Genomic DNA, 25,988 nt, shown 5'->3' with positions numbered 1-25,988 from the left:
GTCCGTCGTGGAGCGGGCCGGCACCGGCGACCTCACGGCGCGCGGCACCGCCGACGTGGACACCGTCGGCAAGACCCTGCGCGACTCGGGCCCCGAGCTGCTCATCAACACCGTGCAGGCGCTGTTCCTGATCGGCGCGGTCTTCGCCCTGGACCCGCTGCTCGGGGTGTGCGGACTGTTCGGCCTCACCGGCATCTGGTTCGTGCTGCGCTGGTACCTGCGCCGGGCGCGCGCCGGGTATCTGGCGGAGGGCGCGGCCGGCTCCGAGGTCGCGGAGATCGTCGCGGCCACCGCGTCCGGCGCGCGGACGGTGGAGGCGCTGCGGCTGGAGCGGCGGCGGATCGCCGCGAGCCGGGACGCGCTGGAGGTCTCCCGGCGCCGACGGTTCCACACCCTGTTCCTGCGGACGGTGTTCTTCCCGGGCGTCGAGGTCTCCTATCTCGTGCCGGTGGTGACCGTCCTGCTGGTCGGCGGGTTGCTGCACGACCGGGGCTCGATGAGCCTGGGCGCGGTGGTCGCTGCGGCCCTGTATCTGCAGCAGTTGAGCGGGCCGCTCGACGAGATCCTGATGCGGATCGAGCAGTTGCAGTCCAGCGGCGCCTCGTTCGCCCGGGTCGAAGGGCTGGCCCGCGCGCCGCGGGCGCTGCCGGTGCGGTCGCCTGAGCCGGCGGACGACCGGATCGACGTGACCGGCGTGCGGTACGCGTACGAGCGGGGCGGCGAGGTGCTGCGCGGTGTCGACCTGACCGTACGGCCGGGTGAACGGCTGGCCGTGGTCGGCCCGTCCGGCGCCGGGAAGACCACCCTGAGCAGGCTGCTGGCCGGTATCGACGCGCCCACGGAGGGCTCGGTGACGGTCGGCGGGGTCCCCGTCGTCGGCCTCGGCCCGGAGCGGCTGCGCCGTCAGGTCGTCCTGGTCACCCAGGAGCACCATGTGTTCCTCGGGACGGTCCGCGACAACCTCCTCATCGCCGAACCCTCCGCCACCGACGAGGAGTTGTGGGCAGCGCTGACGGCCGTGGGCGCCGACGGCTGGGTCCGCGACCTGCCCGACGGGCTCGGCACCCGCCTCGGCGAGGGCGGTCGCCGTACGGACGGGTCCCAGGCCCAGCAGCTGGCCCTCGCCCGGGTGGTCCTCGCGGACCCGCACACGCTCATCCTCGACGAGGCGACCGCCCTGCTCGACCCCGCCACCGCGCGCCACACCGAACGCGCCCTCGCCGCGGTCCTGGAGGGCCGCACGGTCATCGCGATCGCCCACCGGCTGCACACCGCCCACGACGCGGACCGGGTCGCCGTCATGGAGGACGGGCGTCTCACCGAACTGGGCACCCACGACGAGCTGGTGGGCGCGGGCGGAGCGTACGCGGCGCTGTGGGAGAGGTGGCACGGCGAGCGCCCCGTCTGACGAGGCCCCAGCCGCCCCGAGCCGACGCCCCCTTGGTCGACGGTTCAGCCAACAACCCGTATATCGAACATGACCATCCGGTCAACGAACGATTTCCGGCCAACTTGTTGACGCGCTCCTGACAGATGGCGCGATCTCCTGCCACGCTGCCCACATCCGCGTCACAGCAACCTCACAAGCTCCCCCCGCCGTGCCGCGGAGCACCTCCCACGCATGTGGTGTTCGCGTTCCACCCCTTGTTCTGCCCGGGCGGCGACCAACCGCCCGGTCTCCCCTGGCCGCGCGAACCGCGGCCATGCAGAAGGAGTCAGTGTTGAGACGCCAGTCCCACAGACGCACCTCCCACACGAGCGACGTCCGTTCCCGTTCCACGCAGCGACGCGTCGCCACCGGCGCGCTCGTCGCCGTCAGCGCCCTGCTGGCCGCGGCCGTCCAGTCGGGCGCCGCCACCGCCGCCCCGGAGAAGGCACCGTCGGCCGCGGGCAAGGCCGGCCAGGGCGCGGTCTCCATGAAGCTCAGCCCCTCCCAGCGGGCCGAGCTGATACGCGAGGCCAACGCCGGCAAGGCGGAGACGGCGAAGGAGCTGAACCTCGGCGCCAAGGAGAAGCTCGTCGTCCGTGACGTGGTCAAGGACCGCGACGGCACCGTGCACACCCGGTACGAGCGGACCTACGACGGCCTCCCGGTCCTCGGCGGCGACCTCGTCGTCGAGACCTCGAAGGCGGGCAGGACCGAGGGCGTCGTCAAGGCCACCAAGGCCACGATCAAGGTCGCCTCGGTGAAGCCGATCCTCGCCGCCGCGAAGGCCGAGAAGCAGGCGCTCGGCGCGGCGAAGGCCGAGCACGCCAAGGGCGCCGAGATCAACCGCGCCCCGCGCAAGGTGATCTGGGCCGCGAACGGCAAGCCCGCCCTGGCGTACGAGACGGTCGTCGGCGGCTTCCAGCACGACGGCACCCCGCAGGAGCTGCACGTCGTCACGGACGCCCGGACCGGCAAGAAGCTGTTCGAGTGGGAGGCGGTCGAGACCGGCACCGGCAACACGGTGTACTCCGGCACGGTCAACCTCACCACCACGCAGTCGGGGTCGACGTACAACCTCACCGACGGCGCGCGCGGCGGCCACAAGACGTACAACCTGAACCGCGGCACGTCCGGCACCGGCACCCTGTTCTCCGGCCCGGACGACGTGTGGGGCAACGGCAGCCCGTCGAACCTGGAGTCGGCCGCCGCCGACGCCCACTACGGCGCGGCACTGACCTGGGACTACTACAAGAACGTGCACGGCCGCAGCGGCATCCGCGGTGACGGCGTCGGCGCCTACTCGCGCGTGCACTACGGCAACAACTACGTCAACGCGTTCTGGCAGGACACCTGCTTCTGCATGACGTACGGCGACGGCTCGGGCAACGCCAACCCGCTGACGTCGATCGACGTGGCGGCGCACGAGATGTCCCACGGCCTCACGTCGGTCACGGCCGGCCTCGTCTACTCGGGCGAGTCCGGCGGTCTGAACGAGGCCACCTCCGACATCTTCGGCTCGACGGTCGAGTTCTACGCGAACAACAGCTCCGACGTCGGTGACTACCTCATCGGCGAGGAGATCAACATCAACGGCGACGGCACGCCGCTGCGCTACATGGACAAGCCGAGCAAGGACGGCTCGTCCAAGGACGCGTGGTACTCGGGCATCGGCTCGATCGACGTGCACTACTCGTCGGGTCCGGCGAACCACTTCTTCTACCTCCTGTCGGAGGGCAGCGGCGCCAAGACCATCAACGGCGTCAGCTACAACTCGCCCACCTCGGACAACCTGCCGGTCACCGGCATCGGCCGGGACAAGGCGGAGAAGATCTGGTTCCGCGCGCTGACCACCAAGTTCACCTCCACCACCAACTACGCGTCGGCCCGCACCTACACCCTCGCGGCGACCGGTGACCTGTACGGCACCACGTCCGCCGAGTACACGGCGGTGCAGAACGCGTGGGCGGCCGTCAACGTGGGCTCGCGGCCCGGTGGCGGCGGGGGCGGCGGTACGTCGTTCGAGAACACGGCCGACGTATCGATTCCGGACAACGGAGCGGCGGTCACCTCGCCGATCACCGTCTCCGGCCGGACGGGCAACGCGCCGTCGAACCTCGCGGTGGCGGTCGACATCGTCCACACCTACATCGGTGACCTCCAGGTGCAGCTGGTCGCCCCCGACGGCACCGCGTACACGCTGAAGGCGTACGGCACCGGCGGCAGCTCGGACAACATCAACACCACCTACACGGTGAACGCATCGTCCGAAGTCGCCAACGGTGTGTGGCAGTTGAGGGTCCAGGACAACGCGGCCCGGGACACCGGCTACATCAACAGCTGGAAGCTGACGTTCCCGTAGGGAACCGGGCGGCCCTTCGTGTACAGGGCGTGAACCGACAGGGCGCCGCCCCGGGGAGATCCAACCCCCGGGGCGGCGCTCGTTTTGCCGTTCTCCGAGGCCCACTTGATCCGCCCTTTGCCTTGTTCGAACCCGATTTACACAGCGGCAACATTTCTGGACAGTTGACTTTCGGCCAACATCACTTGAACCCCCTGACATGTACGCGTCCGGGTGTCACTCTTCACTCAACCGCCGCACTCGTAACTTCAGTTCACCGGACGGCGACCCCACGCCGGTCCGGTCTCCCCCACCAAGGAGCATGAGTGACTCCGTTCTACGCGCGTCATAAGCGGACCACGCTGGCCATCGCGACCGCCGTCGCCGCCGGTGCCCTGCTGACCACCGGTCTGACCACCGGCGCCACCGCCCAGCCCGCGCCGGCCGCCGACAAGGCCCGGTCCGCCGGTGCCCCGGTCGTGCTGACGCCGGCCGCGCGCACGGCCCTCATCAAGAAGGCGGACGCGGCCACCGCCGAGACCGCCGACGAGATAGGCCTCGGCGCCAAGGAGGAACTGGTCGTCCGTGACGTCCTCAAGGACGCGGACGGCACGGTCCACACCCGCTACGAGCGCACCTACGGCGGCCTCCCGGTCCTCGGCGGCGACCTCGTCGTCCACGAGAGCAAGGCCGGCGCCGTCAAGAGCGTCACCAGAGCGACGAAGGCCACCGTGAAGGTCGCGGACCTCACCGCGGACGTGACGAAGGCCGCCGCCGAGAAGCAGGCGCTGAAGGCCGCCAAGGCCGAGGGCTCCAGCAAGACCGCGGCCGACAAGGCCCCGCGCAAGGTCGTCTGGGCCGCGAGCGGCAAGCCCGCCCTCGCCTACGAGACGGTCGTCGGCGGCTTCCAGCACGACGGCACCCCGCAGGAGCTCCACGTCATCACCGACGCGGAGACCGGCAAGAAGCTGTACGAGTGGGAGGCCGTCCAGACCGGTACCGGCAACAGCAAGTACAACGGCCAGGTCACCCTCGGCACCACCAAGTCGGGCTCGACGTACAACCTGACCGACGCCGGGCGGGGCAACCACAAGACGTACAACAAGGCCCGCGCCACGTCGTCCTCCACCGGCACGCTCTTCACCGACGCGGACGACATCTGGGGCACCGGCAGCGCCTCCAGCTCCTCCACCGACCAGAACGCCGCGGTGGACGCCCACTACGGCGCGCAGGTCACCTGGGACTTCTACAAGAACGTCCTCGGCCGCAACGGCATCAAGAACAACGGCGTGGCCGCGTACTCCCGCGTCCACTACGGCAACGCGTACGTCAACGCCTTCTGGTCCGACAGCTGCTTCTGCATGACGTACGGCGACGGCGACGGCAATGTCAAGCCGCTGACCTCGCTGGACGTCGCGGGCCACGAGATGTCCCACGGTCTGACCTCGAACACGGCGGGTCTGAACTACTCCGGCGAGTCGGGCGGTCTGAACGAGGCCACCTCCGACATCTTCGGCACGGCGGTCGAGTTCTACGCCGCCAACACCAAGGACCCGGGCGACTACCTCATCGGCGAGAAGGTCGACATCCGCGGCAACGGCACCCCGCTGCGGTACATGGACCAGCCCAGCAAGGACGGCTCGTCGGCCAACTACTGGTCGTCGTCCCTGGGCGGCCTCGACGTGCACTACTCGTCGGGCCCGGCGAACCACTTCTTCTTCCTGCTGTCGGAGGGCAGCGGCGCCAGGACCATCAACGGCGTCAGCTACAACTCCCCCACCTCCAACGGCGCCACGATCACCGGCATCGGCCGCGCCAAGGCCGTCCAGATCTGGTACAAGGCGCTGACCACGTACATGACCTCGACGACCAACTACAAGGGCGCGCGCACGGCGACCCTGAACGCGGCGCGTGACCTGTACGGCGCCGGCAGCGCGGAGTACAACGCGGTGAACGCCACGTGGGCGGCGGTCAACGTGACCGCGTAGCACATCGCGGCCTGTGTGGGGGCGGTACCCGGAGAGAAGGCGACTCCGGGTGCCGCCCTAGGCTTTGGCCCCATGTCCCACACCGACGGCTCACACCCTCTCCCGGACGGCTTCACCTACGAGGCCGTCGGCGCGACCCGCGAGGGCCGCTGCCCGCCCGGCTTCAACGAGATGCAGGTCCGCACCCGCCTCGGCGAGGGCACGGACCTGTTCGAACGGGCGGCGCACGCGGTCCACACGTGGGAGATGCACCGCGCGCTGGGCGTGGGCCTCCACACGGACGCGCCCGAGGCCGCGCCGGGCGTCGACGTCACCGTCACCCTGGGCGGCGTCATAAAGGCCCCCTGCCGCGTCGTCTGGACCGTGGACGAGCCCCGCCGCAAGGGCTGGGCCTACGGCACGCTCCCCGGCCACCCCGAATCCGGCGAGGAATCCTTCGTGGTCGCCCGCACGGGCGACGGCACGGTCTGGCTGACGGTGACGGCGTACAGCCGCCCGGCGAAGTGGTACACGCGGGCGGGCGGCGCGGCGACACGCGGCTTGCAGCACGCGTACGCCCGCCGATGCGGGGTGGTGCTGCGGAGGTTGGCGGGGGATCCGAAGGAGTGACCGCACAGGCGCCCCACCCCACCGGCGCACCCCTCAGCCTGCCGGTGGGACGCCTGCACTTCTCCGCTGTGAACACCGACCCAAGTCCTGCTGCCGCCTATTTCGGCGCCCGCCGCAGCGCACGCAGCCGCTCCGCGGAGAGGTGCCTGACGCGTCTTGTCAGCCCGGATTCACCAAGCCGCTCCAGAACGCTCACCGAGGTCGACCTTTCGGCAGCACGCAGTTGCAGCCAGTCGGACCACTCAGCGATCTGACAGGAGGCTGGCTGGCCATGCACTCCCGCCTCGCCGCTCACAGCCTCAAGAATCCGGAGCTCACGCACACGCAGGACGGCCAGCGAACGCTTGCGTTCTGCCGTGATTTTTTCGGCCCAAAGAATTCTCTCGGCCTCGGGAACTCGTTCCACCATCCGCAGGACCACGGACATGGCTATCGATGGGTCGGGCTCCAGCCCGACGATCTCCAGCAGCGACCCCATTCGGCCCGCGAGTCCATGGCCCGCCGGTAGACCTCCCGCATACCTGCTCGACATGTCGACAGTCTCGCTTCCCGTACGCCGGGCGACTTCCGTGGCCAGGGACTCCAGGTCCGAGAAGCTAGCATCCATTGCCGCCAGCCAATCTGTAAGCGGCCACGCTCTTCCTGATGGCCTTGCGAATGTCCCCCAGATTATCGCCGATAACTCACTGTTGATCTTTGGTCGACTGAACCTTCGAGTCGAGCGGCCTTCTGTTCTGCCCGATCTGTATACCGTCTCCCTTGATTCCCGGTCCGATCAGATGCCCATGAGAGGGGCCGTGATCGTTGGAGTAGATCTGGAACCGGTCCTTTCCATCTCGGAAGACCGCGCCGGAAAAAGAACAAGGATCGTCAGCCGTTTTTGTGATTAACCATCGGCGAATCGAGGCTTACCTAGTCGGCAGGAGAGGGCTCTCAGCGTCGAACTCGAACGTCTCCATCGCGGCGTCGATCGGAAACTCGGAGTGGTCACGCCAAATGCGCGCGATAGAGACGAGCAGGTTCCATGAGGCATTTGCGTGCTCAGCCACTGCAGCACTGCCAGAGGGAGAGGCCCGAAAATAGCGAACAGCAGCAACCTGTTTGTCGGCAACCAGACGCAGAGCGGTCACGGTGCGACGCTCCTCTTCTTGCAGCGAATCAGCATCCAAGATTCTTGCATATACGAATGAGACCAGCCGCGAAATCTGATCTTCTGCAATCCGCTCCATCGAAGACTCCAAACAGTTGATGTGCGTAGACAACGTGACGCGGGCGTGAGGACGGCCAGAATCATCCGGCCGACCTTACTGGAACGCAGGACGGCCGGATTGGGCTGGAAGGACAGCGGCCTCGTCTTCGTTACGCCGACCGGCGCACCGGTCTGACCCGAGCAACATGACCCGCCGCTTCAGCCGACTCCTCGACCGGGCAGGGCCCAGCCGCATCCGCTTTCACGACCTACGGCACTCGACCGCGACCCTGCTTCTGGAGCAAGTCGTCGACCTCGTCGTGATCAAAGAACTCCTCGGCCACGCCCATATCGGCGTCGCCGCCAGCGTCTGCGCTCACGTCCGGCTCCGCCTCCAGCGCAAAGCCATCGAAACCCTCAGCATGGGCGACGACGAGCCAGAAGCCCCCCTTCCGCGGCAACCGTCCGCTGACGTTGCCGTCACTGTTGCCGTCAAACGGGCGCGGAGGCCCCGCAGGAATTCTCCTGCAGGACCTCCGTGCCCGTTATCCATTCCCCCTCGAAAGGTGATCTGCCCACTCGGAATACGTCGCAGGCATTACCCCACCAAAGTAAAGCCGACCACCTTTCATTCGAGATCTTATTTCATTTACAGCGGGAAGTCGTTCTTCCAGGGAGCATCGAGGGTTTCTGGATCGACGCCAAGTTCCCGCACTATCGCGTCGATTTCCTCGACAGTCTCGACAGTAGCGACATGGACGCGCTCAATATCCTCTTCCCCAAAGCAAGTGTCTTCATCCACGAAGCGCTTGGGGATTTCAACGGTAGAGACCCTGAACTTTCCGTCCCTCAGGGGGAAGGCCCATACCCAGGCGTAGGCGTTCTGGGTACTGGGTTGGCGGCGAGCCGACACCAGAGCCCTTGTCATCACGAGGCGGTTTGCAACCTCGGTGCGCATTCGACCTATCCCTTCCAGAAGATGCGAATGATGGATCCACCATATTTCGAATCCTCGAATGTGTGAATCTGGAGGTGAGGAAGGTCGCCGTCCCTGTTACCGGCGCCATGTCCTAGCACGCGACCGTCTGCGCCGAGCTGATCATCCCAGTGATACGTTCCACTCTTGGAACCGAAGTACTGTCGTGTCCCCTTGCCATCAAATCCGGCCGCGTTACGGTACCCATCCCCCTGGAACTTCCCCAGGAGAATTTCCTCCGCCTCGGAGCGCGAGCCAACTGTGATGCTGGTGCGGCCCTCGTCAATTGCCCGAACGCTGGACGACACTCGACCACTCGACCACGGGAATTGACAAGGACCTGAATTGTGAACCAGTACCGGAGTTTCGCCCGCCAGCACATGGTACGTGTGCAGGTCAGCGACAGTCAGGTTGTAGGTAGCTGCATGCTGCGTGTAGGCCCTGTTTCCGGTGACGATCACCGTGTCGCCGTCATCGGTGAGCAGGGTCATGCCCGCCTTGAGCTTGCCTGCTTCGATCCAGTCACGTTCGGAGGGGGACCAGAATGGGTGCTCGTGCGTCGCGGTGAGCTTCTCGACGCCGTCTGATGTGGCGATAGAGAGTTCGTTGAAGAACTTGTCGTCTTCAGTCCTGATGAGCCGAGTGACCTCTCGAGGTCCCGTCTCGCCAGTTTCCGGGTCGGTGGCCAGCACCTTGTCACCAAGTTCGATGTCTTCGATGTTCTTGGTCGTTCCGTCTGCCATGAGGACGTCCGTGCCGGCCAGGAAGCACTTGCAGCCGAGAGCGCGAAGGGTGCGACTGACCGACCCGCCTCCCGCGGTTCTCCCCGCAGCGGCCGCTTCCACCGCGGCTGAGCGCGCGGCCAGTCGGCTGAGGCCCAGGCCTACGAGATAGAGAATGTCTGTGACCACCGCTTCGACACAGTCACCCTTGCCTGTCGCGCAGTTGATGTTGGCCTGCACTCCGAAGGGATCGTTCCCCAGAGGCTCCAGCAGGCCGGCCTTGTGGACTGACGAGCAAAAGCCTTGGTAACCGTCAGTGCTGTGAGTGTTCTGGCAGATGCCCACCATCCACTCGTGAAGCGCGACGTCGTACGTCTTGCCGAAGATCATCGCTCCACGTGCGGTGAGTTCTTCCTCGGTCGGTATGGGGACGTTCTGGACGACCGGCCTTCCCGTGTTTCCACCACTGTTGGTGCTTGCGGTTCCGCCGGTCCCGCCCTTTCCACCACCACGGGAGAGACCGCAACTCGCGTTCTTGCTGCCGTAGCAGTTGGATGCCGGATCCTTGGCGGGCTTGTAGGTGTCGTACGTCCCGTTGCTGCCGGAACAGTAGTGCGCGCCGCAGCTCTCCAATCCCGTGGGATCACTGGCTGTGACAGGAGTGTTGTTGGCGTAGGTGTAACCGTTGAGGGACTGGTGCTGGTCGAGGCTGAGCAGCGGGTCGACACTGATGAACCGGCCGAGCGCCGGGTCGTACTCGCGCGCCCCGATGTGGGTCAGCCCCGTGCCCGCGTCCGCCGGCTTGCCGAGGAACGCCTTGTCGTCCGGCCAGGCCACGCCCGGCTTGAGGTCGCGTGAGGCGCCGAACGGGGTCATGTACCTCTTCGTGACCGCGTACGTCGTCGCGTCCATGGCGAGGCTGGACGTGCCGTGGTGGTCGGAGGCCAAGAAGCTCAGCTTCGTACCCGATGTACCAGCGACCGCCGTGCGGACCGCGATCGTCTGGCCGTTGGCCGTGTAGTAGCGGGTACCGGAGAGGGTCTTGGTGGTGCCCTTGACCGTCAGGCGGACCTCCATGCCGCCGAGGTAGAGGATCGTGTCGCCGTCACCCTTGGCACGGCGGATCAGCAGTTCCCCGTCGGCGTCGTAGAGGTAGCTCGTCTGCGCGGAGCCCTCCGTCGTCCTGGCCAGCTTGCCCTCGCCGTTCCAGAGCAGGCTCTGCTGAGCGGCGGGTCCCGGGCGGGACGTCGTGTTGCCGTGCACGTCGTAGTCGTACGTCGCGGCCCTGGCGCCCGTCGTGTTGTCCAGGGTGTGGGGCTTCTTGTCACCGGCCTCGGTCGTGTCGTCGTACGTGTACGTCGTGGTGCTGTCGCCGGTGCCGGAGTGCTTGGTCTCCGTCTTGCGCTGTCCCGCGTCCGTGTACGTGTACGACGTCCAGTAGGGGGCCGCACCGTCGAGGTTCGACACCGTGCGGCCGGAGGCGGCGCAGTCGGCGGTCTTTGGGGTCCAGGACTCGGTCAGGCGCCGGTGGCCGTCATAGGTGAAGCACTGGTAGTCGGGCTTGGCCGTGCCGCCCTGGGTCGTCGCGTCGAAGATCGAGGCCACGTTGCCGGCGTCGTCCTGGGTGAACTTCAGTTCCTGCGGCATGTAGCCGTGGACGTCGTCGGTGACGTGGGCGCGGGTCAGACGGCGCGTGCCAGGCTCGTAGTCCCAGTTGAGGAACATCTTCTTCGCCGTGTCCGCCCCGCTCTTGCCCAGGGCGAGTTGCCTGAGGTCACCCTGCGGCGAGAACGTCGCCCCCTGCAGGTAGCCACTCGCGCCCAACGATGTGAGCTGATGGCCGGTCGCGTCATAGGTGTACTCGACGGACTCCGAGGGGAGGCCACCCGCCGCCGGCTGGGACGTCATGCTGACCGTGCCGTCCGGGCGGTACCCCGTGGCGAAGTCAAGGGTTTCCGGCACGCCCGCCACGACAAGCTCATCCGTCTTGGGCAGGAGAAGCTGGCTTTGCATGACCTGATACAGGGGGTCGTACTTCGTGATCTTCTTTGTGTACGCCTTGCCAGTGAGGCCGCCGTCGTACCGGACCGCGGTGTCCAGCTGCCCCTTGGCCAGCGAGTCGAACGTCCAGGCCGCGAGTTGGTTCGCGTCCTTCTTCTCGCCCTGCCACATGCCGGTCCTGCGGTGCAGCTCGTCGTATTTGTAGAGGAGCTTCTTGTCCGCGTCCTCGGTGTTGAAGGTGCTGTCGACGCGGTCGAGGGAGTCGTAGTTCGTCCGGCTCGTGCCCTTGTCGGGGTCCGTGGCGGTGACCTGGCGTCCGAACAGGTCATAGGTGTAGGACCACTTGGCCTTGTCGGGGCCGGTGATGGTCTCCTGCTGTCCGGCGTCCGTGTACGTGTACTTGGTCGTGGTGTAGTCCGTGCCGGTCGGCTTGGGGCCCGCGTATTCACGGCGTTCGGTCGTCTGGCCGAGCGCGTTGGTGACCACGGCGGTGGCCTGACCGCCGGAGGGAGCGGTCGCCGTGACCGTGTCCCCGGTGTACGTGGTGTCGACGCTCCAGCGGGTCACGCCATGCGTCTTCGTGACCGTCTTGGTGGCGCGGCCGGCACCGTCGTACGTCGTGTCGGTCTGGATCGGGGCTTGGCTGCCCTCGGTCTGGACCGCGGAGCCGGAGGGGGCGGACGTGGCGTCCCAGATGTCTCCCTGCGTGCTGGTCGCCAGGCCCCGGCTGTCGTACAACGTCAGGGAGACGAGGCGGCCACCGACCGGAGTGGGGGTCTGGACCTGCCGCAGGCGCAGCAAATTGTCGTAGAACTCGTAGGTGGTGTTGTAGCCGGTCCCGTCGCCCTTCAGGGCGCCGGTCGACACCCATGACAGGCCCGAGTTGGTGATGTTGTAGGCGTAGACGAAGTTCGCCGTCTGCTTGAGGACCTTGAGGCGGTTGGGAAGCCAGACGCTCGTGACCCGGCCGAGGCTGTCGTACTCCGTCTCGGTGATCTTGCCGTTGGGGTCACTCACCTTGAGGGGAGCGCCGGTCGCGAACGACACGTTGGTGGTGGTCTTGTGACCCTTGATGTTGGCGGCGCTGGTGGACGTCAGGGGGCCGGTCCCGGCCGGGACGTAGGTCGTGTCCGTGACCGTCTTGTCGTTGGTGTCCTTGACGACACGCGGGCGGCCGAGGGCGTCGTAATTGGTGGTGGCCATCTTCTGCCAGGCCGGGGCGCCGTCACTGCCGTACGACTTGGCGCGTCCCGTCCAGACGGCCTCGCCCTTCGTCGGCTTCTGGAAGGCCGTCCATGCCGTGGCCGTCGCGTCGTCGTAGATCGTCGCCGCGTCCGAGACGACGTCACCGGGCTGGCTGCTGTCCGCCGGCAGGTCGAGAGCCGAATCCGCGGTGGCACAGGTCCTGGCGACCGTGCGGGTCCGGGACACCAGGGAGTTGATGCCCTTGTCGGCGTTGCGGGCGTACCAGGTACGGGTGCACTTCTCGTCGCCGGTGACGGCCCCGTCGCCCTGGTCCTCCGTGGTGCTGACCATGCCGTGGTCGTCGTACGTGTAGGCGGTCGTACGGGAACGGTCGACGGCGGTGCCCGTGGTCGTCACGCGGGTGCGGTCGGTGGAGTCGGCGACCCTGACCATGTAGGCCTCGGTGTCGGCGTATGACTTGTGCTGGACTGCGGTCTTCTTGGACCACATCGTGTTGACGGTCCCGGAGACCTCTTCGGAGCCGTTGTAGGTGACCGTCTCGCGGACGGAGCCGGCGTACTGGTCGCGGTCGGTGACAGCGCCGGCGGAGATGCCGCTCACCGACGCCGACTTGCGGTTGTCCGGGTGCGGCGTCCTGTTGTCGGAGCCGAGGACCCGGTCGCCGTTCATGCCCTGCATGTACACCGTGGTCGTCTTCAGCTGATCCGTGCTGCTGGTGCCCGTCACGTGCGTGACACGCTGGAAGCCTCGCCAGAGCGACCAGGTCCGTTCCTTCTCCGGGACGAACGGGTTCTCGTCGTAGTGCCAGGCCGGGGTGGAGTAGCGGTAAGTGTGCTGGACGGCTTCCCTGCCGCCGTGCGGGGCCGAGGTGGTGACGGAGTTGACCGGGTACTTCTGGAACCAGTCGAGGATCGGGGTCTTCTCGCCGTTGGGCGCCCAGTAGACCGGGTAGCACCGCTTGTCGTTGTCGTCGACCTTCGGCATGGCCTGCCCGTAGACGCAGTCGGCCTCCAAGTACGACACGACCGTCTCGGCGCCGGCCTCTGAGGTGATCTTCTTCAGGCGCGGCTTGTCGAAGGAGAGGATGTTGTCGTGCTGGCCGTCGACACGGTTGGGGAGGAGCGTGTGCTCGAACGTCACCGGCGGCAACGCCAGATCGGTGCCGCGCTTACCGGTGTGCTCGATCCGCTTCAACCACAGGGACTGGTCGGCGGAGTCACCCGTGTCGCCCGGGTCGGGGTAGCTGTGCTTGAGGGACCAGGCGTCGACGGCCGCGTAGGCGGGAGTGGCGGCGGCCGCGTCCCAGGCGTACGTGGTGACGCCGGTCAGCCGCTTGCGGGTGAAGAACGAGGGCCCGGTGTTGCCGGTGCACTTGTCGCCGCTCTTGCAGACCGCGTCGAACGGTACGTCGGGCCAGTTGTCCCGGGTGTCCTCCGTGAGGGAGTCACAGCCCGTGCCGGACGCGATGCACCGCTCGCTGTAGCCGAGGACCACCTTGTTGGAAGCGGCGGGGGCGGCGGAGAACAGTGCCCCCTTCCGCTGTCCGTAACGGATCTCCTTGAGGTAGCCGCCGCGCACGTACTCGGTGCCGGTGGTGTCGTCGCCGAGCATGTCGTAGTGGTTGCGCTCGGGCTCGTACCAATAGCTCATGGTGTTGCCGTGGGTGTCCTCGACGTAGTCGAGGTTCCATCGCCACGCCTGTTTCTTGTCCCGACCGGAGAAGCCGCTGCCACTGCTGTAGCCCGGTTCACCCAAGTCGTCGCCGAAGACGGGGACGGTCCAGACGGACTCCGTGCGGTCGTCCTTGCTCGCGCCGTCGAGCTTGTTCAGACCGAAGACGTACTTGGTCCCGTCCCCGGTGATGACCGTCCAGTACTCGCCCTTGCCGTCACCCTTGCCGTCGTCGGTCGCCGGGTCGCCGTCGGGGTCCGTGTTCGCGTCGCCGTCGTCACCGTTGTCGGCGCCCCAGGAGTGGATGACCCTGGAGGCGTCGTCGTTCTTCAGACGCCATGTCTTGGTGGTGTCGTCCTTGACCAGTTCACTGGCCTTGCCGTTCAGTACCAAGGACGCGTTCTCGTACTTCCAGCACAGATCGAACTTGTCCTTCTGGCCGTCGTCGTCGCAGGAACCGTACGTGCGCTCGATGTAGGAGGAAGTGAGGTCGAAGCCCTCGCCGACCTGGCTGCCCTGGTTGTTCGAGTTTGCGGTACGGCCGTCTACGGCCCCCGAGTCGTACGAGATCGACAAGTCGGGCGCCGGGCCCGCCGCGGCAGGAGGGGTCCGCAGCGGGTAGGACCAGGTGAAGGTGCCGGACGAACCGCCCGCCTCCCAGGACGAGGAGGACGACAAGGGTGTCGCTTTGTAGTCGCCTGCGCCGGACTGAGAGCCGGCTGCGACGGCCAGGACCATCGTCTGGGCCTTGCCGGCGGTGCTCTTGAAGGTCAGCGTGGACGCCAGCTTCCCCTGGGCACGGTCGTTCACCGACGCGAGGGGCTCAGGAGCACGGCACGTGCCCTTGGCGCTGTCTCCGAGCAGGCAGTGGGGGAACTTGAGCAGATTCAGACGGCCTGCCCAGTCACCACCGTAGGCCGAGGCGAAGGCCGAGTAGTCGAGGCCGAGTCGGGCCCGCCCACCGGTCGGCGGGCCGGTGACCTTGAGAACCACGCCCTTGACACCGAGTCTTTTCGCCGTCTTCTGGTCCAGGACCTCGACCTTGACCGCGTCGGCGGCACGAGGCTGCTTTCCGTCCTTGGCGGCCTTCGGTTCGGTCAGGGTCACGGGAAGCGAGCCCGGGGTGCCCTTGGCCTTGCCCCTGCCGGAGAGGGAGAGTGTCACCGAGCCGTGGTCGGGCCAGTCCACCGCGCGTGTGCGGTCCTTGCTTCCGCGCTTCGCGGCGGCCCGGTTGGCAGCCTCGATCTCCTCGCCGAGCGCGGCGAGCTTCTTGTTCGTCTGCACGGTCCAGGGGGAGACCTTGGCCGACCTCGGGGCTTCCAGGTCCGGCCTGCCCAGCGGCTTGACGTCCGCGGCGAAGACGACCGGAGTCATCAGGCTCGGCAGCATGGCGAAGCCGAGCAGCGCGGCGACACGCCGCGTCCAGACCCGCCCGGCAGGTGTGGCGATCCCTCTGCCGGGCGAGCCCGCGATGATGAACTGTTTCATGACAAGTCTCCTGGCGGCTGCCTCTCTCCCATGGGAGCGGCCGCGCTGTCGTAAATCAGAGGCCGACGAGGACGGGGAAGCGCGGAGAGCGCGGAGCGGTCAGGTGGACGAATCTGCGATCTGGCTCTTTACCTGGGCAGCAGTCATCGCGCCGACCCACACGCGGACCTTCGCCAGATCACCGGGCAGGTGGTGTCCCGTGGTCCCGTTCACCGAGCCCCGGCCGACCGACAGAGCACCCGAGCCCTGCTGGTCGCCCTCGAGGCCGCCGTCTTCCTCACTCTGAGGGAAATGACCGACGAACAGCCGGGACACTCCGAAACGCTGCTCGCCGTCAGCTCCGCTGAACGACTGCGTCGCGTCGAACACCCCGGTCAGATCGACCCATGTGTTGAACTCGTGGTCGCCAACGGGCTCCTGAGCGGCTGCGAGCGAGGTGGCCACCACCTTGCCGGTGGAGTCGACCGCCGTCCGGCCGAACTTCCACTGGTAGACCCCATCCGCGATCTTCTCCACCCACAGCGCCCAGGAGGACTCCTTGCCCGCCCCGGTGGCCTGGCCGACGACCAGTCCGCGATAGCCGACCGGTTTGGCGTCCAGCAACGCCTTGTCGAGACGCACGCGGGCAGACACAGTGAAAGATCCGGTCTCATCGATCACCGGTCCCGTCGTCGACGCGTAACCGGAGGTGCCGTCGAGCACGAGAGCTGTGGCGTCCTCACCGGTCAGCTGGGCGGCGCCGGACAGTTTCAGACCGCCGCGGCGGTACGGGAACGACGTGCTGGCCGGGTCGTCGGGATCCTCGGGGCTCTCGGCAACCTGTGTGCCCGATGAGATCGTGGCGTCCCAGTGGGCGACCAGTTCATTGGTCGGCACCTCGTCCGTCGTGAGTTGGTGCTCCTCACGGAGTTGCTCGGGCTGATGGGCCTGCTGCCACACCGCGACCTCGTCGACTCGCCCTCGGAAGTACTCGCCGAACGCACCGTCGACCTTGGAGACGCCCAGCATCAGGTTCCGGTCGGCGGCCCAGGGCGTGTACGTGGCGGTTGCCTTGGACAGGACGACGGGATCGCCCTGGGGCTTGCCGTTGATGTAGAGCTGGATGGTGTCGTTGCTCTTGTCGACGTCCTGCTTGGTGTCGAAGACCGCGGCCAGATGAGTCCAGACCCGCAACGGAGGGCTCGCCTCGTCCGCCACCGAGCGGATGTAGACGGGGTCCTTCTTGTCCTGGTCGGTCCGGTTGAAGACCCACTTCTTGTACGCGGACGAGTAGTACAGCGTGAAGGCGGAGCCGTGGTCGCCGGGGGCGGACAGGACCGTCCTGTTCTCGGCGGCGTCCGTGAGATACGCCCACGCCGACACGGTGAACGAGTCCTCGGTGTTGACGGCCGCCCCGTCGGTGGAGGCGTAGCCCTTCTGCTTGGCAGGGTCGGTGCTGTCGTTGAGCCAGAGCGAGTAGTCCCCTGCACCGCGGCGGCCCATCGTCGACCATCCCGTGCCCGCTTCGTCGCGCAGGACGACGTCATGGCGTGTGCCGGCTTCGCCGCTGTCCTTGGCCACCGTCACGCCGGACCCCGGCTTGCCGTCGTCGAAGCGCCAGCGGCCGGTCGGCCCCTCGGGCAGGCCCACTTTGAGGACGAATTCGGCAGGTGGGCCCCACCGCACGCGGCCGTCCTTGTCCAGCTTCAGATCACTCGCCTCGACCGCCAGTGTCTGCGTGCCGGACAGCCCGGGAACGATGTCCTTGCGTGTCACCGGTGCATTGGTCGTGGCCGCGTTGACCTGCTTGACCGCGCTCGCGCCCGTGGACAGGAAGCGCCAGCGGTAGGCCTTCACGTCCTTGTCGGCGGTGCTGGGTCGGAAGGTGAACGTCCCGGCCCTGCCGGGAGCACCGTTCGGTGCACAGTCATTGGCGGTGCATTCGCTGTACGGCCCGCCCGTCGCGATCGTCGGCGCCTTGGGAGCTGTCGAATCGATTCGCAAGTAGCACCAGGTCGAGTACGGCGAGAACAGATCGCCGGATCTGCCGTCGTAGCTCCAGTGGGACTGGGTGCGGGATCGGAACCGGTAGAGCCCCCCGTCCGCCCTCTTGCTCGTCGTGATCCTCTCGAGATCCCCGTCAGAGGCCCAGCCGTTCTCCGGACGGTGTCCACTCCACACTTGCGACCAGGACCCCTTGCGCGTGTCGTCACTAGAGCGCTGCATCACGAACTCGGCTTGCAAGGCCGGCGTCGTCTCGTCCGCACTCGGCTGGACCAGCGTCTGCAGCCTCGCGTGAATGGCTGGCGTGTCCGTTGTCACGGTCAGGGGGTCTGACGAGGGACGGCACGGCCCTGTCTTGTTGCCCGTGCCCGGAATCGCACCGACGGTTGTCGGCACTCCCGGCTTGTGCACGTACCAGACCTTGAGCTCGGCGTTGTTGTCGAACCTCTTCCATGCGCGCGGCTCGGTCTCGTCCTTGGCCCGCAGCATCACCGTCAACCGAGGGAACTTGCCAGCCGCGAAGGCCCTCACCGTGGAGGTGAGGTTCTCGTCAGCCTCTCCGGGGTTGTCGTTGAACTCGATCCACTTGTTCGGCTGTTCGGGGTTGCACAGATCGCCGCGCCCCGCGGAGACGTACTTGTCGCCCAACTGATCCAGTCGCCTGGGGCCGGGCCAACGGGTGCCCTCTGAGATGTTGTCGGTTCGCTCCAGGTCCACCCAGTACGGCGTGCAGTTGAACGACCAGGTCTCCAACGCGCGGAACGTCGCGTCCAGCACGTGCTTGCCGGCCAGTTTCCCGGCACCGAACTCGAAGTACATGCGGTCCGTGTAGCCGGGACCGCAGGCATAGCCGTCCGCGACACCGCAGCGGCCGACGCCCTTGGGTTCGGTGAACTTCCAGAACCGGTCGCCGTCCGACGACAGTTTCGTCCACTCGGACACACCCAGCCCCACGGGCGGGTCGATGAAGACCGGGTAGACGGTCTTCGGGCCGCGGAGCAGTTCGAGGTCTGGCTTCACCGACACGGTGCCGTCGCCCACGGCGACCGGCAACTCCGCCGTGGTGTCCCCTTCACCGGGCTGCGAGGAGTCGTCAGCCTGGGTCCGGGGTGCCTCATCCTCGGTGGCCGTGGACATCAGTTGCGTTCGCGGTCCGGCCATCACGTCGTTGCCCGCCGAGTCCCACATCTGTCCGGCCGGGCCTCGGAAAACCGCGTTGCCGTCGGCGTCGACGGCACGTAGGCCGCCACCTTCGCCAGGTACGACACTGAGACCCTCGCCTGTCGCGGTGAGAGTGATCTGCTCCAGTTCCGAGCTGGTGGCGGCTTCGGCGGACCTCACCACCAGTACCTGGCGGTAACCTTCCGCCGTGGCCGTCATCTGCAGATCGACGCCTTCGACCGGGACATTCGTGTACGTGGCCGTGGCGCCGTCCAGGGTGGGCGCCGGCAGAGAGGTCGGCCACGCCATCCTCAGCTCCTGGCCCTCGTGGCCCAGCCGCAGCAGCTCGGAGCCGCTTTTGCCGCCCGAGAAGGCCACGTCCACCACGGCGGCCTTCGGCCCGACCATTCCGTCGGACCGCCTCTCCAACTCCAGGTCGATGTCCCGCCAGGTGCCGTTGTCAGCCCTCGCGCGCTGGGGTTGAGTCGACTGGGTCAGCGTGAAGGTGCCGTTCGGGTTTGCGACCGTCGTCGTGTATTCGGTCCGCTCGGAAAGCACTTCCACAGGCTCGCCCGTAGCCACGGCTCGCTTCGAGGCCGACTGCTCGGTCACCGGCGCCGTCGGCGCGTCCGCCACGGCCACGCCCGAAGTCGCGAACGACACGGCAGGTAGGAGTGACATCAATGTCACCGCCGCCGAAATACCGCCCACAAAACGTCGAGGTCTGCTTCTTCGCAACCGAACATGACGGCGCCCCCGCACCAAGCACACAACCCCACCCCGTAGCCACAGAACCTTCATAGGTTCCGGCGAGTTAACGCTGCATCAGTTCCCGCCGTCAATATGAACTGCGCCACGAAAGAACCTGAACGAAGGCCCTCGCCTGCGTCAACAGCGACCTCTATCGGCCAGGAAAGCACGACGCGCGACCTTCAGAGGTCTTCACGCTCTGCACACATTGCGCCGCCGAGGCGATCAGATCACGCCATCTCATGGGGAGCGCTTCGATGGAGGCCATGTCGCTGAATACGACTCGGATCACGGCCGACCCCCAGTGCATTAGCGTTCAACTGTCGACTCGACGAGTGACACCCACGTTGAAAATCCGCCACCCGCCGAACTCCTCGTCCCTGAACTCCATTACCTGGAGTAATGACTCACCAGAATGGGAGACGGCCTTTCCGCCACGATCACCTACGCGGTGCCGGGCCCGGGTGTGCCGCTTCCCAGGTCCAGCACCTCGTCGGGTGGGTGGCGGTCAGGTCATCACCGCGTGGAGGCCGCCGTCGACGTGGAGGATCTCTCCCGTGGTGGCCGGGAGCCAGTCGGAGAGGAGGGTGGCGCAGGCCTTGGCCGTGGGTTCGGGGTCGTGGACGTCCCAGGCGAGGGGTGGGCGGGTGCGCCAGATCTCTTCCATGCGCTCCACTCCCGGGATGGAGCGGGCCGCGAGGGTGCGGACCAGGCCGGCCGCGACCAGGTTGACGCGGATGCGGCGTTCGCCCAGGTACAGCGCCAGGTAGCGGGTGACCGACTCCAGCGCCGCCTTGGACACGCCCATCCAGTCGTAGCCGGGCCAGGCGAGGGCCGCGTCGAAGTCGAGGCCCACCACGGACGCACCCTCCCGCAGTACCGGCAGACACGCCGTGACCAGGGCCTTCAGGGAGTACGCCGACACCTCGAGCGCCGTCGCCGCGTCCTGCCAGGGCGTGTCGAGGAACGCGCCGCCCAGCGCGGTCGACGGGGCGAACGCGATCGAGTGCACGATGCCGTCCAGGCCGCCGAGGTGCTGGGCGACCTGCTCGGGCAGCGCGTCCAGATCGCCCGGTTCGGTGACGTCGAGGCGGAGGACGGGAGCCGGCGCGGGAAGGCGCTCCGCCATCGCCTCGGTGATGGGCAGGGCCCGCCCGAACGACGTCAGCACCACCCGCGCGCCCTCCTGTTGCGCGATCCGCGCCACGTGGAACGCGATCGAGTTGTCGGAGAGCACGCCGGTGATCAGCAGCCGCTTCCCGGCGAGGAGGCCGGACCCGGTGCCCTGCCCGACGGTGGCCGCCGGGGGTTCCTCGCGCAACCCCTCCCGAGGGTCCTCCCGCACCCCGCTCATACGCCCATCCCCAGGCCGCCGCTGACCGGCACGAACGCGCCGGTGATGTACGACGCTTCCTCGCCGGCGAGGAAGCGCACCGCGTTCGCCACCTCCTCGGGCGTGCCGGGCCTGCCGAGTGCCGTCATCGAGAGGTACTCGGCACGGCGCTTGGGGCTGACGCCCGCGACCATGTCGGTGTCGATGAAGCCCGGCGCCACGACGTTCACCGTGATGCCCCGGCGTCCCAACTCCCGTGCGAGGGAACGGGCGAGGCCCGTGAGCCCCGTTTTCGACGCCGCGTAGTTGGCCTGGCCCGGGGAGCCGAGCATCCCGGAGAAGGACGAGATGAACACGATCCGGCCCCAGCGTTCCTCCAGCATTCCGGGGAGGGCGCGCCGGGCCGTGCGGAACGCTCCCACCAGGTTCGTGTCGAGGAGTTCGAGGAAGTCCTCGTCGGTGGTCCGCAGCGCGAGCTTGTCCCGCATGATGCCGGCGTTGGCGACGAGCACCCGTACCGGACCGTGCTCGGCCTCGATCTTCTCGTACGCGGCGTCCAGCGACGCGGGATCGGTGACGTCGCAGCGTACGCCGAAGAACCCCGCGGGCGGCTGGCCCGACCGGTGACCGACGGCGACCCGGTCGCCCTGTGCCGCGAAGGCGCGGGCGATCGCCAGACCGATCCCCCGGTTCGCTCCGGTGACGAAGACGGATCGGCCGTCGGTCATCGTGTGCCTGCTTTCTCGCGTGGGAGGGCCTCGGCCGAGTCGTTCATCGGGTGCCCGCCTTCTGGAGGACGAGGACGGCGTTCTGGCCGCCGAAGCCGAAGGAGTGGCTGGTCGCGGTGGTGACGGACTGTTCGCGCGGCGCGCCGGCGACGACGTCCACACCGATCTCGGGGTCGAGCTTGTCCAGGTTGGCGGTCGGCGGCACCAGCCCGTGCTCGATGGTCAGGGCCGTGTACGCCACCTCGATGGCGCCCGCGGCGCCCAGCGCGTGACCGGTGACGCCCTTGGTGGAGGTCACGGAGGGGCCGCCGACGAGCACCCGGTCGATCAGCCGGGACTCCATCAGATCGTTCAACCTGGTCGACGTGCCGTGGGCGTTGACGTGGTCGACGGCCTCCGGGGCCACGTCCGCGTCGGTGAGCGCCGCGCGCAAGGCCCGTTCCACGCCCGCGCCCGTCGGGTCGGGCGCGGAGGCATGGTGTCCGTCGGCGCTGGCCCCGAAGCCCGTGACCAGCGCGTGGACCGTACCGCCGCGCGCCCGCGCGTCCCCTTCGCGTTCCAGGACCAGAACGGCCGCCGCCTCCGCCGCCACGAAGCCGCCGCGGTCCGCGTCGAAGGGACGGGACGCGCTCTCCGGGTCGTCGGTACGGCGGGAGAGCGCGCCCATCCGGTGGTAGGCGGCCATCGGGGTGGGGCTCAGCGGAGCCTCGGAGGCTCCGGCGAGGACGATGTCGCAGAGACCGGACCGCAGCATGTCGCGCGCGATGCCGATCGCGGTGACCCCGGAGGCGCAGGCCGTGGCGACGACCAGGTTCGGGCCGAGGGCCCGGCAGTGCATGGCCAGGTAACCGGAGATCATGTTGACCGGCCAGTTCACCATCACCAGCGGTGACACCTGGTCGGCGCCCTCCTGGTGGTACGTGGTGTGGGCTGCCTCGTACGAGGCCGTGCCGCCGAGCGCGTTGCCCATGACGATGCCCACCCGGGGACCGTCCCACCGCTCCGGGTCGAGACCGGCGTCGGCGAGCGCCTCCTTCGCGGCGACCAGGGCGAGCTGGCTGACCCGGTCCAGGCGCCAGGCGGTGGAACGGCCGAGGAGCGAGGCCGCGTCGAAGTCGGGTACACGGCAGGAGATGTCGACGGGGAGCCCGGCGAGGCCGGGGTCGCGGCGGGCGGTGGAGCGGCCGGTGAGGAGCCGCTCCCAGTTCGCCGTGGTGCCGATGCCGGCCGGGGTGACAAGACCGATACCGGTGATGGCGACGGGTGTGCCGCGTCGGGCGCGCTCGTTCATCGGGCCTTCCCCGCAGCCGTGTTGACCAGCTCGTGGAGGTCGGCGACCGTGCCGCCGCTGTTGAGGTCCTCCGTGGGGATCGAGACGCCGAGCTGCTTCTGCAGGGTCAGCGCGACCTCGATGAGCGCGAGCGAGTCCAGTTCGATGTCCTCCAGCAGGGTGTCCGGTTTGATGTCGTCGCGCAGGACGCCGAACTTCTCCTCCAGGATCTTGGCCAGCATGTCGAAGGTGGGGGGCGTGAACGTGCTCATGACTGGGTCTGCCTTTCGCTGGTGATGTGTGGGGTCGGGGAGGGGGAACGTGGGTGCTGAAACCGGGGCGCGGGGCCGACAGGAGGCAGTCGGGATGCGGGGCGCGGAGGCGGTGACCGGCAGTGGAGGCGGTGACCGGCGGTGACCGGTCGTGGCGGCGGTGCCGGCTCGGCGGCGCGTGTCTCGGCGGTGCGGACGGCGGTGGCCGCGTGCGGTAGGGCTCAGGCGGCCTTGAGGGAGGGCCAGGTCAGGGCCGTCGCCCCCCAGGTGGCGCCGCCGCCGAAGGCGGCGAGGACGACCCGGGCGCCGGGGACGAGGTCGCCGGTGGCGTGCGCGTGGGCCAGGGCGAGCGGGATGGAGGCCGCCGCGGTGTTGCCGACCCGGTCCAGGTGGACGACGAGCCGCTCGACGGGGATGTCGAGCTGCTCCGCGACGGCGTGCAGGATGCGCAGGTTTGCCTGGTGGCCGACCAGTCGGTCGACGTCGCCCGGCCGCCAGCCGGTGTGCGCGAGCGCCTCGCGCGCCGACTGAGACATCCGGGTCACCGCGTGCTGGAACACCTCCCGGCCGCGCATGGAGAAGTAGCGGTCGGCCGGGTCGCTGCGGCCGGGGTCGGCCTCGGGGTGGGGCCGCTCGGAACCCCCGGCCCGTACGGTGATCAGGTCGGCGAGCGAACCGTCGCTGCCGAGCACGATCCTGCCGAGGGCGCCCGGTTCGCCGGGGTCCCCGGCGCGCAGCACCACCGCGCCGGCGCCGTCACCGAACACGACCGCGCTGGACCGGTCGTGGGGGTCGACGATGGTGCTGAAGGCCTCGGCGCCGATGACGAGGACCTGTTCGGCCGCGCCGGACGCGATCATCCCGGCGGCGGCGGTGAGCGCGTACAGGAAACCGGTGCACACGGCGGAGACGTCGAAGGCCGGGACCCCGGTGAGGCCGAGCCTGCGCGCCACCTCGGGGGCGCTGGCCGGGCAGGGGCGGTCGGGGGTGGTGGTAGCGAGGACGACCGCGTCGGCGTCCGCGGTGCCCGCCGACTCCAGCGCCCGCGCCCCGGCCTCGGCGGCGAGACGGGACGTCGGCATGCCGGGCGGGACGAAGTACCGGGTGCGGATGCCGGTACGGGTGCGGATCCATGCGTCGGAGGTGTCCATACGGTCGGCGAGGTCGTCGTTGCTGACGAGACCGGGCGGCAGCCAGGAGCCGATGCCGCCGATGACGGCGGCCCTCACTCGGCACCCCCGCCGTCCGCTCCCCCGGCGACCAGCGCGTCCGCCTCCGCCGTGGCCGTCGCCGCGCCGGTGAACGTCACCGCGTGCCAGCCGGCCCGCCGCGCGCCGTCGCAGTTGACGGCGAGGTCGTCGACGAGCAGGCACTCCTCGGGCCGTACGCCGGCCCGGTCGGCGGCGAGGCGGAAGATCTCCTCGTCGGGTTTGCGGCAGCCCTCGCGGTAGGACAGCACGACTCCGTCGAAGAGTCCTTCGGGCGGTACCGCCAGACGCCAGTGGCGGTCCCACGCCGGCGGCATGTTGGACAGCAGGCCGACGTACACGCCCTGGCGCCGCAGCCGGCGAAGGGTGGCCAGCCAGGGTTCGTTGACGGCCCGGTCGGCGAACCAGCGTGCCGGGTAGTCGCCGAGGTCGACGCGGAGTCCGCTGTGCGCGGCGAGGGCCTCCTCGACCCGCCGTTCCCAGGTCTCCTGGTCCAGCAGCGGGGTGTCGAGAGGTGCCATGACGTCGTCCCCGGCCCCGCAGTCGCGGGACACCTGCCGCAGCGCGGCGTACAGCGCGGTGGAAGGGACACCGAGTCGCTCGCAGAAGACCTCCATGGACTCGGCCACGGGAGGGGTGAGCACCCCGCCGTAGTCGGTCCAGACGGCCCGCACCGGCCGGATGGCGGAGGCAGAACCGGTCGCGGGCGCCGAACCCGTCGCGGACGTCATCAGAACGCCTCCGTGACGCCGACGGCTATCTCGCTGACGACGGTGCCGTTCTGGCGGAAGCGGACGGCGACCTCGTCGGGGCCCCGGCGGACGGCGGCGACCCGGACGGGGGCGTCGAGCTCGGCGAACCGGGCGAACGCCGAGTGGTAGCCGGTGATCCGTACGCCGGTGCCGGCGGCGAGGAGGGCGGCCTGGCGGGCGGCCTCCATAAGGATCATCGCCGTGTAGTGGTCCTGCGGGTGCTCGAAGTGGGTGCGGTGCCCGGACGGCACCGCCACCACGGCGGCCACTCCCCCCGCGACGCGGCGCGCGTCGGCCAGGGCGACGTTCGCGGGGTCCCGGCGGGCCACGAGAGCCGGCGGCACGGGGGTGCCCGCGGGCACGGCGGGCAGCGAACCGGACAGCGGCGGCACCGACTTGCGGTGGAAGCGCCGGACGACGTCGGCCTCCTCCGCCGGGGAGTAGCGGGCGGAGATGTCGCACCGGCCCAGGATGGCGCCGCCGGAGGAGAGTTCGAGGGCGTACTGGGCCGCGCGCAACCTCGCCGAGCGGACCTGGGTGCGGGTGACGACGGCCGTGATGGTCAGTTCGCGGGGCGTGTCCTGAGGTGGGAGCGGGGTGTCGGTGAGGTCGAGCGTCCACTCGGTGACGTGGAAGGCGCTGTCCCTGGAAACGCCGAGGCCCCGGTGGGCGACGCAGGTGGCGGCCTGCCGGCAGCACTCCAGCAGCAGCATGCTGTCGGGGCTGTGGGCGGCCGGGCCCGTGTGGTCCCCGAAGTAGTAGTGGGCGGGCGGCAGCTGGGCCGCCGCGACGTAGTGGTCGGCGGACAGGTCGGCGTAGTCGGTGAGGAACACCTCGCTGACCGCCCAGCGGTGGACGTCACGGCGGTCGACCGTACGGCGGTAGGAGAGGGCGGGGGCCGCCGGGGACGGGGC

Annotated in this window: 16 protein-coding genes and 1 pseudogene; 5 read left to right on the top strand and 12 right to left on the bottom strand. The window is 68.6% G+C overall.

Features of this window, described 5'->3' with window-relative positions:
• From AOK23_RS24720 to AOK23_RS24705, 4 genes are all read left to right on the top strand, one after another.
• Nucleotides 1-1,408: ABC transporter ATP-binding protein (locus AOK23_RS24720; RefSeq protein ID WP_055714848.1), on the top strand; the 1,408-nt coding region annotated here is incomplete at its 5' end.
• 295 nt (nucleotides 1,409-1,703) lie between these two features.
• Nucleotides 1,704-3,788 carry a M4 family metallopeptidase gene (locus AOK23_RS24715; protein WP_055714844.1) on the top strand — a complete coding sequence of 695 codons (2,085 nt, stop codon included), beginning with the start codon at nucleotides 1,704-1,706 and terminating at the stop codon, nucleotides 3,786-3,788.
• Between the two features lie 305 nt (nucleotides 3,789-4,093).
• Complete coding sequence (locus AOK23_RS24710; protein WP_055714843.1) at nucleotides 4,094-5,755, top strand: M4 family metallopeptidase; 1,662 nt, start codon at nucleotides 4,094-4,096, stop codon at nucleotides 5,753-5,755.
• Nucleotides 5,756-5,827: 72 nt separating this feature from the next.
• Entirely contained in the window at nucleotides 5,828-6,364 is a 537-nt protein-coding gene (locus AOK23_RS24705) for a DUF1990 family protein (protein WP_055714842.1), read from the top strand.
• A gap of 97 nt (nucleotides 6,365-6,461) precedes the next feature.
• Here AOK23_RS24705 and AOK23_RS24700 read toward each other — a convergent pair whose 3' ends face one another.
• Complete coding sequence (locus tag AOK23_RS24700) at nucleotides 6,462-6,842, bottom strand: hypothetical protein (protein WP_157878140.1); 381 nt, start codon at nucleotides 6,840-6,842, stop codon at nucleotides 6,462-6,464.
• Between the two features lie 430 nt (nucleotides 6,843-7,272).
• A complete protein-coding gene (locus tag AOK23_RS48015) occupies nucleotides 7,273-7,593 on the bottom strand; it encodes a hypothetical protein (RefSeq protein ID WP_157878139.1) in 321 nt (106 codons plus the stop codon).
• An 81-nt stretch (nucleotides 7,594-7,674) separates the two neighbouring features.
• Between AOK23_RS48015 and AOK23_RS50210 the strand changes: the two are divergent.
• Nucleotides 7,675-8,025: pseudogene (locus tag AOK23_RS50210) on the top strand (tyrosine-type recombinase/integrase); the annotation flags it as partial.
• Between the two features lie 177 nt (nucleotides 8,026-8,202).
• Here AOK23_RS50210 and AOK23_RS50205 read toward each other — a convergent pair.
• From AOK23_RS50205 to AOK23_RS24645, 10 genes are all read right to left on the bottom strand, one after another.
• Complete coding sequence (locus AOK23_RS50205; protein WP_055714839.1) at nucleotides 8,203-8,511, bottom strand: hypothetical protein; 309 nt, start codon at nucleotides 8,509-8,511, stop codon at nucleotides 8,203-8,205.
• A 5-nt stretch (nucleotides 8,512-8,516) separates the two neighbouring features.
• The gene (locus AOK23_RS24685; RefSeq protein ID WP_079049676.1) at nucleotides 8,517-15,617 is read right to left on the bottom strand and encodes a polymorphic toxin-type HINT domain-containing protein; all 7,101 of its coding nucleotides are present in this window, start codon (nucleotides 15,615-15,617) and stop codon (nucleotides 8,517-8,519) included.
• A gap of 99 nt (nucleotides 15,618-15,716) precedes the next feature.
• Nucleotides 15,717-19,442 (bottom strand): laminin G domain-containing protein, encoded by a 3,726-nt coding sequence (locus AOK23_RS24680; RefSeq protein WP_079049675.1) that lies wholly within the window; start codon nucleotides 19,440-19,442, stop codon nucleotides 15,717-15,719.
• 577 nt (nucleotides 19,443-20,019) lie between these two features.
• Nucleotides 20,020-20,865, bottom strand: a complete 846-nt coding sequence (gene fabI, locus AOK23_RS24675; protein ID WP_079049674.1) for an enoyl-ACP reductase FabI — start codon at nucleotides 20,863-20,865, stop codon at nucleotides 20,020-20,022.
• Nucleotides 20,862-21,572 carry a 3-oxoacyl-ACP reductase FabG gene (gene fabG / locus AOK23_RS24670; RefSeq protein WP_055714837.1) on the bottom strand — a complete coding sequence of 237 codons (711 nt, stop codon included), beginning with the start codon at nucleotides 21,570-21,572 and terminating at the stop codon, nucleotides 20,862-20,864. The genes fabI and fabG overlap by 4 nt, the downstream gene beginning before the upstream one ends.
• Nucleotides 21,573-21,615: 43 nt before the next feature.
• Nucleotides 21,616-22,863 (bottom strand): beta-ketoacyl-[acyl-carrier-protein] synthase family protein, encoded by a 1,248-nt coding sequence (locus AOK23_RS24665; RefSeq protein WP_206336282.1) that lies wholly within the window; start codon nucleotides 22,861-22,863, stop codon nucleotides 21,616-21,618.
• A complete protein-coding gene (locus tag AOK23_RS24660) occupies nucleotides 22,860-23,114 on the bottom strand; it encodes an acyl carrier protein (protein ID WP_055714836.1) in 255 nt (84 codons plus the stop codon). The genes AOK23_RS24665 and AOK23_RS24660 overlap by 4 nt, the downstream gene beginning before the upstream one ends.
• A 221-nt stretch (nucleotides 23,115-23,335) precedes the next feature.
• Nucleotides 23,336-24,343: a beta-ketoacyl-ACP synthase III gene (locus AOK23_RS24655; RefSeq protein WP_055714835.1), complete on the bottom strand. Its 1,008-nt coding sequence runs from the start codon at nucleotides 24,341-24,343 to the stop codon at nucleotides 23,336-23,338.
• Entirely contained in the window at nucleotides 24,340-25,053 is a 714-nt protein-coding gene (locus AOK23_RS24650; RefSeq protein ID WP_206336281.1) for an HAD family hydrolase, read from the bottom strand. The genes AOK23_RS24655 and AOK23_RS24650 overlap by 4 nt, the downstream gene beginning before the upstream one ends.
• A partial coding sequence (locus AOK23_RS24645) for an AfsA-related hotdog domain-containing protein (RefSeq protein WP_055714834.1) occupies nucleotides 25,053-25,988 on the bottom strand: 936 nt, incomplete at its 5' end. The genes AOK23_RS24645 and AOK23_RS24650, both read right to left, overlap by 1 nt.

It is taken from the genome of Streptomyces torulosus (assembly GCF_001419765.1).
GTDB lineage: Bacteria > Actinomycetota > Actinomycetes > Streptomycetales > Streptomycetaceae > Streptomyces > Streptomyces torulosus.
This window is presented reverse-complemented; position numbering and strand designations above follow the sequence as displayed.

What these genes read in the sequence shown, in the direction of transcription:
- fabI (WP_079049674.1), bottom strand. Translation starts at nt 20,865, where the DNA reads ATGAGCGGGGTGCGGGAGGACCCTCGGGAGGGGTTGCGCGAGGAACCC.
- AOK23_RS24700 (WP_157878140.1), bottom strand. Translation starts at nt 6,842, where the DNA reads ATGGGGTCGCTGCTGGAGATCGTCGGGCTGGAGCCCGACCCATCGATA.
- AOK23_RS24715 (WP_055714844.1), top strand. Translation starts at nt 1,704, where the DNA reads ATGCAGAAGGAGTCAGTGTTGAGACGCCAGTCCCACAGACGCACCTCC.
- AOK23_RS48015 (WP_157878139.1), bottom strand. Translation starts at nt 7,593, where the DNA reads ATGGAGCGGATTGCAGAAGATCAGATTTCGCGGCTGGTCTCATTCGTA.
- fabG (WP_055714837.1), bottom strand. Translation starts at nt 21,572, where the DNA reads ATGACCGACGGCCGATCCGTCTTCGTCACCGGAGCGAACCGGGGGATC.
- AOK23_RS24685 (WP_079049676.1), bottom strand. Translation starts at nt 15,617, where the DNA reads ATGAAACAGTTCATCATCGCGGGCTCGCCCGGCAGAGGGATCGCCACA.
- AOK23_RS24705 (WP_055714842.1), top strand. Translation starts at nt 5,828, where the DNA reads ATGTCCCACACCGACGGCTCACACCCTCTCCCGGACGGCTTCACCTAC.
- AOK23_RS24650 (WP_206336281.1), bottom strand. Translation starts at nt 25,053, where the DNA reads ATGACGTCCGCGACGGGTTCGGCGCCCGCGACCGGTTCTGCCTCCGCC.
- AOK23_RS24665 (WP_206336282.1), bottom strand. Translation starts at nt 22,863, where the DNA reads ATGAACGAGCGCGCCCGACGCGGCACACCCGTCGCCATCACCGGTATC.
- AOK23_RS24680 (WP_079049675.1), bottom strand. Translation starts at nt 19,442, where the DNA reads ATGTCACTCCTACCTGCCGTGTCGTTCGCGACTTCGGGCGTGGCCGTG.
- AOK23_RS24660 (WP_055714836.1), bottom strand. Translation starts at nt 23,114, where the DNA reads ATGAGCACGTTCACGCCCCCCACCTTCGACATGCTGGCCAAGATCCTG.
- AOK23_RS50205 (WP_055714839.1), bottom strand. Translation starts at nt 8,511, where the DNA reads ATGCGCACCGAGGTTGCAAACCGCCTCGTGATGACAAGGGCTCTGGTG.